Genomic DNA, 15,784 nt, shown 5'->3' with positions numbered 1-15,784 from the left:
GGACGCGAAGACCCGCGATATTCGCCTAGCTGCGGTCGAAAAAAATTGTCCTGGGACACTTGAATGGGCGAGCGGATTAGCGCAATGGAATTCGCGCGTCGGGCCGGTTGCGACGTGAAGCAGGTACGCCGCGCAATCGAACGGGGCACGCTCACACGCGGGAAAGACGACAGGCTCGACGCTTCGCAGCTTGCCAAAACATGGCGACGCGCGAACCGACGCACGCAGAGCAAAGACACGCCGCAATTGTCCCAGGACAACGCGACCGGTGAGGAAACTGCCGCGAGTGTCGATGAAGCGCTGCGCCTGTTCGAACAGCAGGCCGCCGCCGTCACTGAGCGCGTGCTAAAGGGCGCGTCCTACTCCGACGCCCTGCGCATCAAGGAAAACTATCTGGCCTTGCTGCGCCAGCTCGAATACTCGATCAAGGCCGGTGCCGTGATCGACCTTGCTGCGGCCGAGCAGACCGTATTCGACCTGTTCCGGGGCGTGCGCGATGCGTGGCTTAACTGGCCCGCGCGCGTCGCACCACTGATCGCCGCCGACCTCGATTACGAAGACGTGGACCGGCTGGGCTCGGTGCTCGCGGCGCACGTGCAGACGCAGCTGGCAGGCCTTGGCGAACCCCAGTACACCTTCGAACGCGGGGAAGGTTGAAGCGCTTCGACGGGTCACCCGTCGCGCATTGACACCGCCGCCGAGCATTTCGGTTGCACAGTGGGCCGATCGCTACCGCTACCTCGCGCGCGAAGCCGGTAGCACGGCGGGCAAATGGAATACAGCAACCGTAGAAATCGCACGCGGGCCGATGGCTGCAATAACGGAATTGGGCGTGCATACCATAACAGTTATGGTTGCCACGCAGCTACTTAAAACGGAACTGCTTTTAAATGTTATTGGGTATCACGCGCATTTAAACCCGTGCCCGATTCTGATTCTGCAACCCAAAGGCGAAAGCGCAGAAGAATTCAGCAGGGAACGTGTTAGCCCGATGATTCGCGTAACGCCGGTTTTGCGTGACCTGATTGGCACGAGAAAAATGCGCAGCGCTGACGAGAAAATCTCCTTTAAACCTTTTGAAGGCGGATTTCTGGCAATTGCGGGTGCGGGCTCACCTGATAACCTCGCACGGCGGCCGGTAAAAATCGTGCTGTTCGATGAATGCGATAAATATATCGTAACCCGCGAAGGCGACCCTATTTCACTGGCGGAAGAAAGACTCGCGACCTATGCGAACTCGTTAAGCATCCGCGCCTGTTCGCCAACCATCGAAGGGCAAAGCCGCATTGCCGCGTCTTTCGAGGAATCAGACCAGCGCCGCGCATCCGTTGTGTGCCCGCATTGCGGACACCGAACGTTTCTGGAATTTTTTAAAGACGTTCGATGGTCGCGTGATGCCGCAGACGAAACCCGACACCTACCACGAACCGCCAGAATTTTTTGCGAAGCATGCGGCGCACAATGGAGCGAAGCGCAACGGCTGCGCGCATTGCAGACAATACGCTGGCATCAAACCAGGGCTTTTGACTGTTGCGGCGTGCATCATGAACCGCTCGAAGATTACGCGCGGGCATGGCACGCGCTCGAAACTGACGCCGCCCCGGATATCGCCGTAAATGGTATATGGGACTGGTGGAGCGGTGAACTGCACGCCGTCTATCGCCTGAAATGCCCGAAGTGCGGCGCGTGGCCCGTCGATAACCGGCATGCAGGCTTTACGGCTTCAAAGCTCTACAGCCCGTGGGCAAAAGACCGGCCCGCCGAAATTGCGGCGAAATGGCTGGCCTCGTATCGCGACGAAGTTTTAAAACAGGTCTGGTGGAACACACAACTTGGCGCACCGTACCGCCTTCGTGCAGGCAAGGAAGTCAAGGTTGAAGTACTGGCCGCGCGAGCGGAACACTGGGCGGGCGAAATTCCCGCAGGCGTCGGCGTTCTGACTGCGGGAATTGACATTCAGGACGACCGCGTTGAACTGGAAATTGTCGGCTGGGGCATTGACGAGGAATCGTGGAGCATTGCTTACGAGATTATCGAAGGCGATCCGAATTCGGTTGACCTCTGGCGCGAAGTGGACGCGGCCTTGTTGCGGACATACCGCCGCGAAGACGGCCGTCCGTTCTCCATCATGGCCGCGTGCATTGATTCGGGCGGACACCATACGCAGGCGGTCTATCAGTTCTGCAAGGAACGCGTTGGCCGCCGCGTGTACGCAATCAAGGGCGAAGCAGCGCGCGCGGGGCAACGTTCGCCCGTATGGCCCAATAAAAAGCCGACGCGCCGCACAAAAGCGACCTACCGGCCCGTGATACTCGGCGTCAATGCCGCCAAGGATTCGATACGCGCGCGGCTCGCGCTCGATGCGCCGGGACCGGGTTACATGCACTTTCCAGCCGACCGCGACCGCAACTATTACGCACAACTGGTTGCTGAGCGCATCGCTGTTCGCGAAGTCGCGGGGCACCGCTTTTACGTGTGGGAACTGCCGCCCGGCCGTGCCAATGAGGCGCTTGATTGTCGCGTTTATGCATTTGCCGCCCTGGCCGCACTTCAGCATTTCGGTTTGCGCCTGAACGTCTTCACGCAGCGCGCCGCCGCGCCCTATGGTGATGCGGATACGGACATCGCCGCTGAGTCTGGCGAGTCTCGCGGATCGCGCGCGCTGCTTTCGCAGCTTGCCTGACCATGGATACGCCCTATGTCCGCAGTTGCGACTGCTACGACCCGTCGCAATCCATCTTTGCGGGCATGACTGCCGCGCAACTGCAGGCCGCGCTCGCGGCGGCGCAGGCGGCCTATGTGAAGCTCCTGGCGGGCGGCCAGGGCGTGTCATTCAGCTACACGCAGGGCGACGGCACGCGCAGCGTCACTTATACCGCAGCGAACCCCGCGACCCTCGCGGCCCTGATCCGGCAATTGCAGCAACAGCTGGGGATTGTCTGCAGGGGGCGCGCACCGATCCGGCTGATCTATCGTTAGATAGCATCGGCTTTTACCCGAAGGAAGCCGAAGTGAAATCATTGTTCCGGAATATCCTGGTGTGGATAACAGGGTCGCCCGCCGCGACGCGCTCCCGGTCCTTACCGGTCGCACCAACGGTACTGCCTGCCCACTGGTACAACGCCATGCAGGCGGAGATGCGGCGCACTATGGCGTCAGCGTCGCATCCGCAGAGGACGCGTCCCCGGTGGAAATCCCCCGGGCAACGAGACATAAAACCTTCGCAATTTCAGGCGCGTTCGAAACGCCAGCGGGGATAAGCGTTGCCGCGCTTTCAAGGGACTTCGCAAATTCGTTCTCATCCAGCAGCTTTCGCGCAGCAAGGTGCTTCACGAGGTGGATATAGGCGGTATCCATCGCCTGAAAGTGAGCGATGACCAGCTCGAAAACCTGCACAAATTCCTTGCCCTGATCCATAAGAGCCTCAGTCGTTGACGGGTTGACCTGCCGGGGAAAACCGCATTTTCGCACGACTGGCAGCGCGATCTGTGACGGCCATGCCAGGCGTTGAAATCCTCGATCCGGACGGGCGGCCGTTCCCGCCGCGCTCGCGTGTCGTGTCCATGCTCGCGGGTAGCGTGCCCTATGACGCGGCGGACGCGACCAGCCCTGATCTGGCGCTCTGGACACCCTGGCTCGGCTCGCCGGACATCGAGCTTAACCCGTACCGCGATCGCATCGTATCGCGCGTGCGCGATCTGGTCCGCAACGACGGGTGGGCATCGGGCGGCGTTACACGGATTCTCGATAACGCGATTGGCGCAAATTTCCGTCCGGTATCGAAACCGGATTTCCGCGCGCTTGCGTACCTGAGTGGTAACAAGGCTTTTGATAGCGAATGGGCCGATGAATTCGGCCGCGCGCTCGATGCGCGCTGGCGGGCATGGGCGAATGACGTGGCGCGCTATTGCGACGTGCAGCGCAATCTGACGATCCCGCAGATTTTCCGCCTTGCCTTCCGCCACAAGCTTGTGGACGGTGACGCGCTCGCCATGCTGCACTGGCTCCCCGATCGCGTGGAACCTGGCCGCGCGCAGTATGCCACCGCCGTGCAACTGATCGACCCTGACCGGCTCTCCAATCCCTACATGATGTTCGACCAGCAGACCATGCGCGGTGGCGTGGAAATCGACGCGCGCGGCGCGGCCGTGTCCTACTGGATTCGCGAGGCGCACCAGTCCTCATGGTTTGAGGGGCCAAAGGTGATGGAGTGGCAACGCGTGCAGCGTGAGACCTCCTGGGGCCGCCCCGTTATCGTGCACGACTTCGAGCACGACCGCGCGGACCAGCATCGCGGCGGCGCCGGCATTTTTACGCCCGTGCTTGACCGGCTGAAAATGCTCATCAGATATGACGCGACCGAACTGGAAAGCGCCATTGTCAACGCGATCTTTTCGGCCTATATCGAGTCGCCGTTCGATCCGTCATTCGTGGAAGACGCGCTGGGCGACTGCGTGGAACTCAGGGGCTACCAGAAGCTTCGCGCCGACTTTCACGACCAGCGGCGGCTCCTGCTTGGCGGTGTGCGTATTCCCGCGCTCTTTACCGGCGAGAAGATCAGCACGGTTAGCGCGGTCCGGCCAACCTCGAATTTTCGTGATTTCGAAGGCGCAGCGCTGCGCAACGTCGCCGCGTGCCTCGGCGTGAGCGCGCAGCAGCTTTCGCAGGACTGGTCGGACGTGAATTACTCCAGCGCGCGCGCCGGTCTGCTCGAAGCATGGAAGACGCTGAACCGTCGCCGCACCGACTTTGCGAACGGCTTTGCGTATCCGGTGCGCGCCGCCTTCGTGGAAGAAGCGCTCGACGTGGACGATCTGCCGTTGCCCGATCACGCACCCGCGTTCATCGAGGCACGCGGCGCGTATTCGCGCTGTACGTGGATCGGCCCCGGCCGTGGCTGGATTGATCCGGTCGCGGAAAAACAGGGCGCGGTGCTTGGCATGGATGCGGGCCTGTCCACGCTCGAAATGGAGTGCGCGGAAAACACGGGCGAAGACTGGGAGGACATGCTCGACCAGCGCGCCCGCGAAGTGCAGGCGTTCAGGGATCGCGACCTGCCGCTGCCGCAATGGGCGGGACTGGCGCAGGCGGAGATTGCAGCGCGCACGCCGCCACGCCCCCAGCCGCAATAAAGGCGAAAGCCCCGGCTGCTCACGACAGTCCGGGGCTTTCTGTTTCCACCATCTGGGTCCAGGCAGACGATGAAACATGTCGGAAAGTATACGCCGTTCCTGCGGGAGTTAAAGATGATGGCCGAAGAACTGCGCGCTTCGCGCTACTGGTCACTCTGGTTCATTGCGTTTCTGCTCGCCGCCGCTCCCGTACTTCTCGCTGTGGCGAAACTTCTTGAGGCGATACGGTGAACGCGACGCCCCCGCGCTTCGCATTCCTCGCGCAACGGCTCTTCAATACGCCGCTCGCGATCCACCCGGCCAAAGCGGAAATCCTGCTCGCCGTGCTTGCGCAGCGCCTGGGCATTGTGAGCGTGCGTGGGCTCGACGGCGACGTACACGCGCCGGGTGCCCCGATGCTTCTCGCGTCAGATGGGGGTATGTCGCGGCACGCTGCACCCGTGGGCTATGACGTGCTTGCGGGCGTGGCCGTAATACCTGTCTACGGCACGCTGGTTCACCGGCTCGGCACATTGCAGCCTGAATCGGGCATGACGGGCTATGACGGCATCCGCCAGAACTTTCTGACTGCGCTCGCCGATAGCGCGGTGCGCGCGATCGTGCTTGATATCGACTCGTCAGGCGGGGAAGTTTCGGGCGCGTTTGATCTTGCCGACACCATCCAGGCCACGCGCGGCACCAAACCCGTGTGGGCCATCCTGAGCGAGAACGCCTATAGCGCGGCCTACGCGATCGCGAGCGCGGCCGACCGGATCACGGTGCCACGCACGGGCGGCACGGGCTCGATCGGTGTCGTATGGATGCACGTTGACTGGTCGCGCGCGCTCGACAGCGCTGGCCTCGCGGTGACGTTCATCACGTGGGGCGAGCGCAAGCTCGACGGCTATCCGGAGTTGCCGCTCTCGCCCGAAGCGCGCGAGCGCGCCCAGGCGGATATCGACGCGACGGGCGAACTGTTCGCCGCAACGGTCGCGCGCAATCGCGGGCTGTCCGTCGATGTGGTGCGCGCGATGCAGGCCGCCACGTTCGCGGGCGCGCAGGGTGTCGCCATGGGTCTCGCGGATGCCGTGCAGGCACCCGACGAAGCGTTCGCGTCACTGCTTGAATCTCTCGCACAGTAAGGGGACCATCATGGGCCTGAATTTCACTGCCACGCGCTTCGCGCATCTGCTGGGGCCGCTTGCGCGACCGTTCGCCGCCGCCCGTGCTGAAGACGACGAAGACGAAGACCAGAAGGACGATGACGCCCGCGCCGAAGATAACGACGAAGACGGCAAGGACGACAACAACGACAACGATAAGGACAGCCGCAAGGGCCGCAGATCGAAGCGCGGGAAGAAGGCACGCGCTGAAGATGACGACGAAGCGCGGGCCGAAGACGAAGATGACGGCGACGACGAAGCGCGCGCAGCCGACGATGACAATGACGACGGCGACGACGATAAAAAGGACGACGCGCGCAAGGCGAAGCATGCACGGCTCGCAGAGCGCGCGCGTTGCGCACAGATTTTCCGGTGCAGCGCGGCCGGTGCCCGCCCCGATGTCGCGGCGCATCTCGCCTTCGAAACGGACATGCGCGGCCCCGATGCCGTCAGGCTGCTGGGCGCGATCGCATCGGGTGACGGCGCGCGCCTTTCACGCGGCGATACATTGCGCGCCCGCATGGCGGGCGTGAGTCTGCCTGCGCTCGGTACTGACGGCGGCACGGCCGGCGAGCGCGACGGGCCGCAGGCCGCCGCCTCGATGATTCTCGCCGCCGCCCGTCGCGCGCGCGGCGAAGCCTGAAGGGACGTAATGGGACGCGATGGGACGTAACTGGACGTAAAGGGAGTGCCACGAAATGACGACGACCACTAGCGACAACCCGTTCATGCCAGGCATGGTGAGCGAGTCCTATGTACCGGATCAGCTCATTGCGGGCGACTTCAAGCTCGTTACCGAAGGCCAGGCAAAATTCCCGGCCGGGCTCCATCTCAGGCGCGGAACCGTGCTGGCGCAACAGGCAGACGGCACCTATGCCGCCGCGACGTCCAGCGGCGCAACGGCTAACGCGATCCTTGCCGATGACGTGGACAGCACGGCCGGGTCCGTTACGGGCGGTGTGTATCTCACGGGCGAATTCAACGGGCGCGCGCTGGTTCTCGATGCGTCGCTTACGCTCGCGGCCGCAACAACGGCGCTGCGCGCATTCGCCATTTTCGTCAGGCCCGGTGTATCCGCCGCCGATCCGAAGTAAGCCCGTTCCGAAGTAAGCCCTTTGTGTCGTTCGCCATCCTTTTTCTAACGTAGCGCGCTTCTCCCGCGATTTCTCCCGATTTCTCCCGAAGGTACGCCGCTCATCGCAGCCCATCTGCGGCCCTCGTCAGCCCGCCCGGTTCCGACCGGTGCGGGCTTTTTTTTGCGCGCGCCGCCAGGAGCCCAGCCAATGAATATCTACGATACGAATGCGCTGATTCTCGTTGTGCCGAATCTCAAGCGCCCGCAAAAATTCCTGCTCGACCGCTATTTTCCGAACATCGTCACCAGCGATACGGAAGAAGTGAGTATCGACGTTGACGTGGGCAAACGGCGTATGTCGCCGTTTGTCTCGCCGCTGCTCGAAGGGCGACTCGTTGAACAGCGCCGCTACCAGACCAACACATTCCGGCCCGCGTATATCAAGGACAAGCGCGTGCCCGATCTGCGCAAGCCGGTTCGCCGGATGATCGGCGAGCGCATCGGCGGCGCACTGAACGGCGAGGAACGCGCGGCGGCCAACATCGCGGCGGAAATGACCGACCAGATTGACCTGCTCGACCGTCGCCTCGAATGGATGGCCGCGCAGGCGCTGATGAAGGCGACCGTACTGATCGAGGGTGACGGCTTCCCCTCCGCGCTTGTCGATTTCGGCCGCGATCCGTTGCTGACTGTTGCACTGTCCGGTTCATCGCAGTGGGGGCAAAGCGGTGGCGCACCCACGCGCGATATCGAACACTGGCAACGCCTGATCCTTAAAAAGAGCGGCGCGCAGGTAACGGACCTTATCTTTACCACGACCCCCTGGGAATGTTTCATTGCCGACGAACGCGTCAAGGCTGCCGTCTACTTTCCGAAGCTTTCCGACTTTGGCAACGCGATCGACCCCGGCGCGCAGATCACCACGGGCGCGGTGTACAAGGGCCGCTGGGGGCAATATTCGCTCTGGGTCTATAACGACTGGTACGTTGACGACAGGGACGTGGAACAGCCGATGTTGCCCGATGGCGTGGTCATCATGGCCGGTCCCGACCTCATGGGCACGCGCGCATTCGGCATGATCATGGACCCGCGCTTCAACTATCAGGCGCTGCCCTATGCGCCGAAAATGTGGATTGCCGACGATCCGCCGCAGCGCTTTCTCATGATGCAGAGCGCGCCCATTGTGATTCCCTCGCGCGTCAATGCGGCACTGTGCGCAACGGTGTGCGCCCCGGTGGAGGACTGAGCCATGAATACGCCAGAGACAACGCCCACGACAACCGAGACCGTGACCATCGCGCGCGGGCATTCCGTGCGCCACGATGGAAAGACGTATTCAGCGGGCCAGCGTGTCACGCTGCCCGCCGCCGATGCGGAGCGACTGCGCGAGCGCGGATTCATCGCGACCCCGCACGATGACCTGCAGGCTGATACACAGCCCGCAGACGAAGAACAGGCCCGCACCCAGGCGCCGACCTTCGAAACAAAAACCGGGCCCAGCGTGAAGCAGAAGCGCTAGCGGTTCTGCTCCGATGCCGCTGGCCGTTCCCGATGACTTCGACGGCCAACTCCTCGCGCCCCTGTTCGATCAGTTTGCCGAAGGCGTCACGTACACCCACGCGGGCGGCGACACGCTCGCGATCAGCGGGATTCTTGACGAAGCCTATCGCGAACTGATCCCGCAGGGCGGCGTGCTCGCGTACACGACCGAGCGCCCCGTGTGTGGCGTGCGGCTTGTCGAGTTCGGCGACTCGCCGCCGCATCAGGGCGACGCGCTGACCGTGGATCGAACGGGCAACGTCTACGAAGTGCAGGAAGTGCGCCTCGACGGACACGGCGCGGCAAAGCTCATGCTGAACTGGATCGACGCCGCCGCGCTGTAGCCGTTCGTTATCGTCGCCGTGTACCGCCCGCCATGCTTTACCGCTCGTTGCTGCGCGATATCGCAGCGGACGTGCTACGGCGCGCGCAGACCCTCGCCGCCGGTCGGGTGTACACGCCCCGCGACTGGCCGACGACACAGTGTTACCCGTGCATTCTCGTGGACTGCCTGAATGACCGGAAGGAATCGCTCGGACAGGAGCCGCCCGCATTCACCGCAACGGCGACGCTCGACGTGACCGCACGCGTGCAGGAAACCAGCGTGGCCGCCGCGCGCGATACGTGCGAGGCGCTATGCGACCAGATCGAATGCACGTTACTGACCTGCCGCGATCTGCTCTCGCGCATCCAGCGTGTATCGACCATCGAAAGCACGATGGAGCTGAACGCGACCGGCCGCGTGCATATCGCCGACATGCGGATGGCGTTTGAACTCGAATATTTCATTGCGTTTGATCCCTTCACCGATACGCCGCCCGCACTGCAACCCGTCGCCGTGCCGCTCCAGTCGCTCGGCATTCACGCCGACACCGTTAGGCCCGCCGACCGTTCGGGCACCTATGCGAATCCACCATTTCCCGACGCCGTGATACCCGCACCGCGCACACGCGGCCCCGATGGCCGCGACGAAGGAACGCTCGACATCACGCCTCAGGACCCGCACGGCGCGCAGTAACCCGCCATCGCCCCGAAGGACTCCCATGAAAACGCTACGCATCCGCCCGGCGGCGGGCCGCGTCGTGCGCGATCCCGATCTGCACGACCTCATCACCGGTGCGCGCACGGTGCCGGATTCGCCTTTCTGGCGGCGTCGCTTGCGCGATGGCGACGTGACCCCCGATGACTCGCCGCCGGGCGCGCCTGAGCCCGTGCATGAACCCACTACGCAAGCAGGCGCACCGCAATCGAAGCGCACCGGCGACAAAGGGGAGACGCCATGATTCCGTTTCATCAGATCCCCGCCAATATCCGGGTTCCCCTGTTCTACGCGGAAGTCGATAACTCGCAGGCGAACACCGCGCAGACCACGCAACGCGCGCTGATTCTTGCGCAGATCACGAAAGACGGCACCGCGCAGCCGAACGTGCCAGCGATTTCGCAAGGCCCGGACGATGCGATCCACGCGGGCGGCGTGGGCTCCATGCTTGCGCTCATGCTCGCGGCGTACCGGGCCAGCGATGGCTTCGGCGAACTCTGGTATCTGCCGCTTGCCGACGCGAGCGGCGCGACCGCCGCAAAAGGTAGCCTCACGATCAACACGCCGCCGACGGCGGCAGGTACGTTGTCCCTGTATATCGCGGGCGTGCGCATCGCCCAGCCCGTGCAGCCAGCACAGAGCGCCAGCGACATCGCCGCCGCGCTTGTCGCGACGATCCGCAAAACGCCGCGTATGCCTGCGACGGCGGACGCGACGGGGGCAACGGTCAGTTTCACGGCCGTCAATGCCGGGCCATGCGGTAACGGGATCGATCTGCGCGTCAACTACCTGGGCACGCCGGGCGGTGAAGTCACGCCGCCCGGCCTGACGTACACCCTGACGCCAATGGCGGGCGGCGCGACTGCCCCCGATCTGTCTGCCGCGCTCGATGCGCTTGGCGATATGGCCTTCGATTTCATCGTCTGCCCCTATACCGATGCGACCTCGCTTGATGCGCTGAAGACCTTTCTGGATGACATCAACGGCCGGTGGTCCTGGCGCCAGATGCTGTACGGCCACGTCTTCACCGCCGCACGCGGCACGTACGGGGAGCTTGTCGCGACCGGCACCGCGCGCAACGACCAGCACGCGTCAATCATGGGCTTTAAAGATAGCCCCACGCCCGCGTGGATCTGGGCCGCGAGTCTCGCGGGCGCGTCGGCAGTCAGCCTGCGCGCCGATCCTGCCACGCCACTCCAGACCCTGCCGCTCATTGGCGTACTCGCGCCACCCGTGCAGTCTCGCTTTGCACTGTCCGATCGCAACGCGCTTCTGTATGACGGCATTTCAACCTTCACGGTGGCCGATGACGGCACCGTTGCCATTGAAAACCTGATTTCGACGTACCAGAAAAACGCCTTCGGGCAACCCGACGACTCCTATCTCGAAGTCGAAACCCTGTACTCGCTTTCGACGGTACTACGCCATCTGCGCGCGGTTGTCACCAGCCGGTATGCGCGCGTGAAGCTGGCCGACAACGGTACGCGGTTTGCCGCGGGGTCGAACGTCGTGACACCCAACATCATCCGGGCCGACCTGATCGCAACGTACCAGACCGACGAAAAAAACGGCCTCGTGCAGGACTCGGCCGTGTTCGCGAAGGGCCTGATTGTGGAGCGCCACCCGGGCAGTCCGAACCGCGTTGACGCGCTCTGGCCGGGCATTCTCATCAACCAGTTGCGCATCTTCGCGCTGCTCGCGCAATTCCGCGTGAGCGCGTGAGCACGTAAGGGGGCAACCATGCCCGACACGACGAACCGGCTAGCCGGTATTGCCTATATCTCGGTCGATGGACAGAGCTACATGCTCGCGGGCGAACTCACGTATTCGCCGGGCGACGTGGAGCGCGAAAGCCTGATCGGCCAGGACCGCGTCCACGGCTACAGCGAAAAGCCGCGTGCGCCGTTCATCTCGGGAAGTTTTCGTGACGCGGGAACGCTGACGGTTGCCGACTTCAACCGCATGACGAACGTGACCGTCACGTGCGAACTCGCGAACGGAAAGACGGTTATCGGCCGCAACATGTGGACCACCACCGCGCAGGAAGTGAAGACGCCCGACGCCACGTTCGAAGTGAAATTTGAAGGCTTTAGCGGCTCGGTCACTGAGCAGTAAGGGGCGCGCCATGGACGAAGAAACCTGTAGCGAAGAAACCTACACGCTTCTCACGCCGATCGGTGGCGTGACGGAAATCGGATTGCGCGAGCCGACACTCGATGAACTCGCGAAGCTCTCCGATGACGCGCAGCGCTTCGGCAACGTGCGCGCCATGAAGAACCTGCTTGCCACGATGACAGGAATTGAAATCGCCTCGATCGGCAGGATGGGCGCACGCGACTTCACGCACTGCAATAAATTCATTAGCGCTTTTTTCGAGTAGTCCCGCGCAATGTCCGCGACGTGATAGCGGACGTGACCTGGTTCTATCACTGGGGGCCGCGCGATGCGGGCGCGCTCACCTGGACCGAGCTGGCCGGGTGGTATGTACACGCGCAGCGCATCGGGCATGCGCAAGGCGGGTGAAGCATGGCGGATGAATCATGGCCGGCAAGACCTTCGAATACACGATCTCGGCCGTTGATAAAGCCACGGCGACGATCGAGCGCGTCAACCGGTCCATCGACAGGATGACCGCGCCCTTCAGGGCACTGTCGAAAAGCACGAAGGCGCTTGCCGATGCATCGGGCCTGACGAAGCTGTCGAAGAGCCTGGGGGACGTGGCGAAACACGCGGACCGGGCTGCGCGCAGCGTGACGAAGATCGCCGCGCCGCTGCTCGCGATCGTGGGCGGCGGCACGCTCGCGGGCCTGTCCGACATGGTGACGCACTGGGAGCGCATCGGCGCGGAGACTGAGCGCACCTCACGCCTGATTGGCATCACCGCAAATGAACTCACGCAGATGCGTGGTGCAGCGAATCTCATGGGCGTATCCGCCGACTCGATGACGGCGGGTTTACAGTCATTGCAGGACACCTTGCAGGATGCGCGCTGGGGCCGCAACCAGGGCGCATTCGCCACCTTGCAGGCGCTCGGCATCACGCTGAAGACGACGAAGAACGGCGCGATCGATACGCACCCGGCCTTGGTTGACCTCGCTGACCGGATGCAGCGCATCCAGAAGCGAGATCCGGCCGCCGCCCGCAATCTCGCACGCTCGCTCGGTGTTGAACAGCTATTGCCCGTTCTCGTCCAGGGGCGCGCGGCGATGCAGCAGTATGAAGCCGAAGCACGGCGCCTGCGCGGCGACTTCACGCCTGACATGGCGACGCGCGCGCAGGGCTTCGCGCGCTCGCTTTCGCGCATGGGCGAAGCTGCGGACGGACTGAAGACTTCGATAGCGGACAGGCTCACGCCGGTTCTGCAGCCGCTGATAGACCGGCTGACAGAATGGATCGCGAAGAATCGCGAAATGATCGGCCAGCACGTGGCGGCGATCGTGCAGCGCATCGCGGATGCACTGTCCAGCGTTGACTGGAACAGGTTCGCCGACAGCCTGACGCGCGCCGTCAGCGACATTCTCGATTTCGCGGGCTCGGTGGCAAACCTCGTTGAGCATCTTGGCGGCTGGAAGACGGTAGCCACCGCGCTCGCGCTCTACATGGGCGGCGGCTTTGTCGCGTCGATTGCAGCAACGATTGCGAGCGTCGTCATGCTCGGCATCCGACTCGCCGGTCTGATCCGCGCATGGGGCGCGGCAGGCAGGGCGGCAGGCACCGCCGCCGAAACGATGGCCGGTGCTGGCGGCGGCCTGCTCGCGCGTGCCGGTGGCTTTGCGGGTCGCCTGCTGACAAGTCCGCTCGCCGCTGGTGCGGCACTGATGGGGTACAGCGCGAACCTGAATACGGGCGAGGACGAACAGCTCAAACGCATCCGGGCGGCCGAAGCCGCCTCGGGCGGTCAGTGGACGGGGGCGAATTTCCAGCCCGCCGACGCCACAAAAAATGCGACGGTGACGCAATGGGCGCAGAAGCTCAATTTCGCAGGCCTCGAAAAACAGTACGGCCTGCCGTCCGGTCTACTTTCGGCCGTCGCGCAAACGGAATCACACGGCAACGCGTCGGCTGTCTCACCGGCAGGTGCTGCGGGCCTTTTTCAGTTCATGCCGAAGACCGCTGCCGAATACGGGATAAACGCACTCGATCCGGCGCAGTCTGCGAACGCCGCCGCAAAAAAGCTTGCCGGGCTCATGTCGCACTATCACGGCAACCTGTCATCGGCACTCTCGGCGTACAACTGGGGCGAAGGCAATCTGGACCGCAAGGGCATCACGAACGCGCCTGCCGAAACGCTCGCCTACGCGCCAAAGGTGATGGCGCTGCTGGGACCGGATGGCGGTATGAACGCGGGCGCACCGATGCCGCCGCTGAACACACCGCCACCGCCGCAGGCGGTGATTGCGCCGCCCGTTGTCAACGTCACGACCCGGGTTCACGTCGAGCGTGACGGGCGTACCGCCGTACGCACTGAAACGCCGAACGGGCTGCACGTCGCGTACCCGATGGCGGGCGCGTCATGAATGCGATACAGCGGCCGTTCTTCTCGTCGTTGCAGACGGCGAGCTGGCGCGGCGTGCCGTTCGCGGTGACGGGTTCAACCGTCAAGGTAGGCCGACGCGTCGCACTGCATGAATATCCGTACCGGGATGACGTGTGGGTGGAAGACCTGGGACGTGCCGGGCGGCGCATTTCGCTCACCGGTTTTCTGTTGCAGGATGCCGCCTATGGTGCGGGCGATGTCATCGCCCAGCGCGCGGCGATGATAGCCGCATGTGAGACGCCCAGCGAGACACCCGGAAACGGTACGGGCGAACTGGTTCACCCGTCGCTCGGGCGGCTCACCGCATCGCTGCTCGATTTCGAATGCGAGGAACGCAGCGGGCGCGGCCGTTCATTTGAACTCCGCTTTACGTTCATCGAGGCGGGTACAGCGCAATTCCCCTCGCTCGCGATCGCGACGCAGGCGCAGACCGGGCTTTCTGTGGTCGCCGCGTATGCGGCCATTGCGCAGGATTTTGCGAATCGCCTGGGCGCGCTGCTACGCACGCCCCCGATTGTCGGGGAGATCGAGCGCACCGCGCGCGCCTTCGTGGTGAACGCGCAGGCGATCACGCAGCGCGCAACGTCGCTCGTTGCGATGGTGGCGGCGCTCAGGGGCAACTATGGCCGCTTTGTCGGCGAATTCACCGCGACTATCAGGAACGCCAGCACGACCATCGAGCAGCTAACCGGTGCGGGCGCGCAGGCACGCCAGGCGGTTACGCAAAGCGGTCACGCGCTGATTGCCGCTGCATCGGTGGACGATTACGCGGGCATGTCAGCGGCGACGCAATTGCTTGTCGCAGCGGTGCAGCATGCGAACCCCGACCCGAACCAGGCCATTCAAAGCCTCGCCTCACTGCAGGCGCAAACGCTCACGCAGGTTCGCGCCAATGATGCACTGACGGCAGCCCATACCGGGCTGACGGCGATGTTACGGCGTGTAGCGGTGGTGGCACTCGCAGACAGTACGCGTGATTATGCGCCCACCTCCTATGACGACGCGCAGGCGCTACGCCCGACCGTCTGCGACGCGCTCGACACAGAAATAGTGAGCGCGGCCGACGCGGGCGACGATGCAACCTTCGAAGCGCTCGGCGCGCTCGAAACTGCCGTTGTGCTCGACCTCACCACGCGCGGCGAATCGCTCGCAACGATGCAGACAATCACAATGGGCGCATCGCTGCCCGTGCTTGTGCTCGCGCAACGGCTCTATCAAGACGTCTCACGCTACGACGCGCTTGCGCAGCAGATAGACCCGGTGAACCCGGCGTTTTCGCCCGTCACCTTCAGCGCGCCGGTTTCGTGAAGCGGTGACAGC

19 protein-coding genes are annotated in these 15,784 nt (G+C 63.7%); 18 read left to right on the top strand and 1 reads right to left on the bottom strand.

The window, feature by feature from the left end:
- Nucleotides 1–84: 84 nt before the first annotated feature.
- From ACOSV0_RS28780 to gpW, 3 genes are read left to right on the top strand one after another with little or no spacing between them, the layout of a single operon-like run.
- Nucleotides 85–657, top strand: a complete 573-nt coding sequence (locus ACOSV0_RS28780) for a hypothetical protein (protein ID WP_434107648.1) — start codon at nt 85–87, stop codon at nt 655–657.
- A 28-nt stretch (nt 658–685) separates the two neighbouring features.
- Nucleotides 686–2,683, top strand: coding sequence for a phage terminase large subunit family protein (locus ACOSV0_RS28775; protein WP_434107647.1), 1,998 nt, complete (start codon nt 686–688; stop codon nt 2,681–2,683).
- Between the two features lie 2 nt (nt 2,684–2,685).
- Nucleotides 2,686–2,979 (top strand): gpW family head-tail joining protein, encoded by a 294-nt coding sequence (gpW, locus tag ACOSV0_RS28770; RefSeq protein WP_434107646.1) that lies wholly within the window; start codon nt 2,686–2,688, stop codon nt 2,977–2,979.
- A 168-nt stretch (nt 2,980–3,147) separates the two neighbouring features.
- Here gpW and ACOSV0_RS28765 read toward each other — a convergent pair whose 3' ends face one another.
- Nucleotides 3,148–3,417 carry a hypothetical protein gene (locus tag ACOSV0_RS28765; protein ID WP_434110404.1) on the bottom strand — a complete coding sequence of 90 codons (270 nt, stop codon included), beginning with the start codon at nt 3,415–3,417 and terminating at the stop codon, nt 3,148–3,150.
- Between the two features lie 80 nt (nt 3,418–3,497).
- Between ACOSV0_RS28765 and ACOSV0_RS28760 the strand changes: the two genes are divergently transcribed.
- From ACOSV0_RS28760 to ACOSV0_RS28690, 15 genes are all read left to right on the top strand, one after another.
- Nucleotides 3,498–5,132: a phage portal protein gene (locus ACOSV0_RS28760; RefSeq protein ID WP_434110403.1), complete on the top strand. Its 1,635-nt coding sequence runs from the start codon at nt 3,498–3,500 to the stop codon at nt 5,130–5,132.
- A gap of 69 nt (nt 5,133–5,201) precedes the next feature.
- The gene (locus ACOSV0_RS28755; RefSeq protein ID WP_434107642.1) at nt 5,202–5,363 is read left to right on the top strand and encodes a hypothetical protein; all 162 of its coding nucleotides are present in this window, start codon (nt 5,202–5,204) and stop codon (nt 5,361–5,363) included.
- Nucleotides 5,360–6,253 (top strand): S49 family peptidase, encoded by an 894-nt coding sequence (locus tag ACOSV0_RS28750; protein WP_434107640.1) that lies wholly within the window; start codon nt 5,360–5,362, stop codon nt 6,251–6,253. The genes ACOSV0_RS28755 and ACOSV0_RS28750 overlap by 4 nt, the downstream gene beginning before the upstream one ends.
- Nucleotides 6,254–6,263: 10 nt before the next feature.
- Nucleotides 6,264–6,917: a hypothetical protein gene (locus ACOSV0_RS28745; RefSeq protein WP_434115873.1), complete on the top strand. Its 654-nt coding sequence runs from the start codon at nt 6,264–6,266 to the stop codon at nt 6,915–6,917.
- Between the two features lie 55 nt (nt 6,918–6,972).
- Entirely contained in the window at nt 6,973–7,368 is a 396-nt protein-coding gene (locus ACOSV0_RS28740; RefSeq protein ID WP_434115870.1) for a head decoration protein, read from the top strand.
- A gap of 189 nt (nt 7,369–7,557) precedes the next feature.
- Nucleotides 7,558–8,595 carry a major capsid protein gene (locus ACOSV0_RS28735; protein WP_434107637.1) on the top strand — a complete coding sequence of 346 codons (1,038 nt, stop codon included), beginning with the start codon at nt 7,558–7,560 and terminating at the stop codon, nt 8,593–8,595.
- A 3-nt stretch (nt 8,596–8,598) separates the two neighbouring features.
- A complete protein-coding gene (locus tag ACOSV0_RS28730) occupies nt 8,599–8,868 on the top strand; it encodes a DUF7210 family protein (protein ID WP_434115868.1) in 270 nt (89 codons plus the stop codon).
- A gap of 13 nt (nt 8,869–8,881) precedes the next feature.
- Complete coding sequence (locus tag ACOSV0_RS28725) at nt 8,882–9,232, top strand: head-tail joining protein (RefSeq protein ID WP_434115866.1); 351 nt, start codon at nt 8,882–8,884, stop codon at nt 9,230–9,232.
- A 32-nt stretch (nt 9,233–9,264) separates the two neighbouring features.
- Nucleotides 9,265–9,906: a hypothetical protein gene (locus tag ACOSV0_RS28720; protein WP_434115864.1), complete on the top strand. Its 642-nt coding sequence runs from the start codon at nt 9,265–9,267 to the stop codon at nt 9,904–9,906.
- Nucleotides 9,907–9,931: 25 nt separating this feature from the next.
- Nucleotides 9,932–10,171, top strand: coding sequence for a DUF2635 domain-containing protein (locus ACOSV0_RS28715; RefSeq protein WP_434115862.1), 240 nt, complete (start codon nt 9,932–9,934; stop codon nt 10,169–10,171).
- Nucleotides 10,168–11,649 (top strand): phage tail sheath subtilisin-like domain-containing protein, encoded by a 1,482-nt coding sequence (locus tag ACOSV0_RS28710; protein WP_434115860.1) that lies wholly within the window; start codon nt 10,168–10,170, stop codon nt 11,647–11,649. Before ACOSV0_RS28715 ends, ACOSV0_RS28710 begins: the two co-directional genes overlap by 4 nt.
- Before the next feature lie 18 nt (nt 11,650–11,667).
- Nucleotides 11,668–12,042, top strand: coding sequence for a phage tail tube protein (locus ACOSV0_RS28705; protein ID WP_434115858.1), 375 nt, complete (start codon nt 11,668–11,670; stop codon nt 12,040–12,042).
- A 10-nt stretch (nt 12,043–12,052) separates the two neighbouring features.
- A complete protein-coding gene (locus ACOSV0_RS28700) occupies nt 12,053–12,307 on the top strand; it encodes a phage tail assembly protein (protein WP_434107628.1) in 255 nt (84 codons plus the stop codon).
- Nucleotides 12,308–12,467: 160 nt separating this feature from the next.
- Nucleotides 12,468–14,444, top strand: coding sequence for a lytic transglycosylase domain-containing protein (locus ACOSV0_RS28695; protein WP_434115856.1), 1,977 nt, complete (start codon nt 12,468–12,470; stop codon nt 14,442–14,444).
- Nucleotides 14,441–15,772 carry a DNA circularization protein gene (locus tag ACOSV0_RS28690; RefSeq protein WP_434115854.1) on the top strand — a complete coding sequence of 444 codons (1,332 nt, stop codon included), beginning with the start codon at nt 14,441–14,443 and terminating at the stop codon, nt 15,770–15,772. The genes ACOSV0_RS28695 and ACOSV0_RS28690 overlap by 4 nt, the downstream gene beginning before the upstream one ends.
- Nucleotides 15,773–15,784: the final 12 nt, after the last annotated feature.

The sequence above is a fragment of the Paraburkholderia caffeinilytica genome (genome assembly GCF_051027425.1).
In the GTDB taxonomy this organism is placed as follows: Bacteria; Pseudomonadota; Gammaproteobacteria; order Burkholderiales; family Burkholderiaceae; genus Paraburkholderia; species Paraburkholderia caffeinilytica_A.
Note: the sequence above shows the minus strand (reverse complement) of the source record. Positions and strands in the feature narration are given on the sequence as shown.